A 1,921-nucleotide genomic window follows, 5' to 3' on the forward strand; every position below is an offset into this window, starting at 1 on the left:
GGCCTTGATCGCCTGCCACTGCGCCTCGACCGCGCGCGCGTCGCGGCGCGGGCTGCCGGCCGGGAGCAGGGTCCCGTCGGGCTCGAACACGTGCGGGTGCCGCCGCACCAGCTTCGCCACGATCGTGCGCGCGACGTCGTCGAGATCGAAGGCGCCGGCCTCCTCGGCCATCCGGGCGTGGAACACCACCTGCAGCAGCAGGTCGCCGAGCTCCTCGCGCAGGTCGCCGAGATCGCCACGCGCGATCGCGTCGACGACCTCGTAGGCCTCCTCGAGGGCGTAGGGCGCGATGCTCGCCGAAGTCTGGGCGACGTCCCAGGCGCATCCGCGGTTCGGATCGCGCAGCGCGGCCATCACCCGCCTCAAGGCATCGAGCGGCGCTTCGGCCATGCGTCACGGCTCCTCACGGGGTCGGCCTGCCCGACGCCCACCGGCCGCAGGGGTAGACCGGCACGGCCGCGAAATCACCTGCGCGAGCCTCGCGGCGCACGCCGCCGCTCCCGGTCCGGCTCCGCGCTTCCGACGCGCCTTTGGGGACAAGAGCGGCATATTCCCTGTGCTCCAAGTGGACATTCTGAGGGTTTCGGGATGTTCGCCAAAGCGAACGGATCCGCAGGAGGCCTAGGAAATCTATCAGAAAGGATTCTCAGAGAGTCTGTTCTGAAGGTTATATGGGGCGCCGAAAACCCTATCCCCAACAATGGCTTGGTGGGGGTTCTCGCATCCGACTCTGCGTGGGTCCGCATCCGACTCTGCGTGGGATCGCATCGAAGTCTGCGTGGGATTCCCGGGAGGCCGCATCGGAGTCTGCGTGGATCCGCATGCGATTCGGCGTGATTTCACACCAAGGGCGGTGGGGAATGGGGACAAGTCGGCGGCCCCTGGGCGTATCGAACTCTGCGTGGCCGGCCGGCGGTCGCGACCCCGCATCGAACTCTGCGCGGCGCGCATCGACCCACCCCCACGCATCGGACGCCGTTCGCGAAACCCTGGGGGACGCCGCCCGCGAAACCTTGGAGGGAGGGGAAGCGTGGATAGCCGGGATAACCCGCCCGCCCCCGGGGACTCCGGGCCGGCAAATCGTGTCATGACCATCGTGCCCCGGCCCGATGCGGCCGCGGGATCGGGCGCTTGCAGGTGCGGCCCGGGCAGGGATGGTCCGCGCAGCGCGGTCGCGGAGTTTCGGAACGGGCATGGGGATCGAGGACAGACTGGCCGGCATTCGCGACGCCGACCTCCGCGCGGAGGTCGAGGCGGCGCGTGGCGGCTTCCTGTTCGCCCAGATCGTCGAGCACATCCTGCACCGGCAGCAGGTCCGCGACGCGGAGGCCTCGGCCAAGGGCGCGGTCGCCGGCCGGCGGGCCGGGATGGGGCGGGACCAGCGCCGGCGCGACGCCGTGCGCGAGGTGATCGAGAACCAGCCGACCGTGCCGGAGAACCTCCAGCACATCCATTCGGTGCTCGCGCTCTGCGGCCTGCCCTACCGCGATCCCGGGCCGGTGCGGGAATTCTCGCGCGATTACGGCCGCAACTCGCTGAACCTCGTCGCCGGCCGGCTGAAGAGCCCGATCACCGGCGAGATGGAGCCGCAGGGCCTGCCCTACGGCCCGAAGGCGCGGCTCGTGCTGCTCCACCTCTGCACCGAGGCCGTGCGCCAGCGCAGCCCGACCATCGCGGTCGCCGATTCCCTCTCCGGCTTCATGCGCGAGATGGGTTTTGCCGTCACCGGCGGCGAGCGCGGCACGATCCGGCAGTTCAAGGAACAGCTCAACCGCCTCGCCGCCTGCTCGATGCAGATCGGCCTGTGGGACGGGCACGACCAGGCCAGCACCCTCAACGTGCCGCCGTTCCGCAGCCTCGACCTGTGGCGGCCCACGGCCCGGGACGGGGCCAAGGATGGGATGAGGGAGGGGGCGAGGGA

At 70.6% G+C, this 1,921-nt stretch carries 2 protein-coding genes; one reads left to right on the top strand and one right to left on the bottom strand.

Annotated features, from left to right (window positions below):
- A partial coding sequence (locus FV230_RS27795) for a MazG nucleotide pyrophosphohydrolase domain-containing protein (protein ID WP_281408343.1) occupies positions 1 to 390 on the bottom strand: 390 nt, incomplete at its 3' end.
- 803 nt (positions 391 to 1,193) lie between these two features.
- On the opposite strand from FV230_RS27795, the gene FV230_RS27800 reads away from it, so the two are divergent.
- A partial coding sequence (locus tag FV230_RS27800; protein WP_147844662.1) for a replication protein RepA occupies positions 1,194 to 1,921 on the top strand: 728 nt, incomplete at its 3' end.

The sequence above is a fragment of the Methylobacterium sp. WL6 genome (assembly GCF_008040095.1).
In the GTDB taxonomy this organism is placed as follows: Bacteria; Pseudomonadota; Alphaproteobacteria; order Rhizobiales; family Beijerinckiaceae; genus Methylobacterium.